We start from the raw sequence: 240 nt of genomic DNA, 5'->3' as shown, positions 1-240 counted from the left end.
ATAGAAGTGCTATCCGGCAGCTTCTTAATGAATCCAGTTCAAAGCCCTGTAAAGGAACAAGCCGCTTTTGCTGTAAAAAACGTTCGGCAAGAGTGACTAATTTGCTTTGTTCCTGTTCCGTCAGACCCGTTAAAAGGGGGATCGATAGTGCTTCCTGCCAGGGAAGGGCAGTTTGATGTGCTGATTCTTGTACTTTCCAGGGCCACTTAATCATCGTTTTGCTCGCAAACTCGTCACTTG

1 protein-coding gene is annotated in these 240 nt (G+C 46.2%); it reads right to left on the bottom strand.

The annotated features are described in order from the left end of the window. A partial coding sequence (locus SB660_RS23430; RefSeq protein ID WP_410584971.1) for a zinc-dependent peptidase occupies positions 1–214 on the bottom strand: 214 nt, incomplete at its 3' end. Positions 215–240 lie beyond the last annotated feature (26 nt).

This window comes from Bacillus sp. SIMBA_005, from assembly GCF_046535585.1.
GTDB classification, from domain to species: Bacteria; Bacillota; Bacilli; order Bacillales; family Bacillaceae; genus Bacillus; species Bacillus pumilus.
This window is presented reverse-complemented; position numbering and strand designations above follow the sequence as displayed.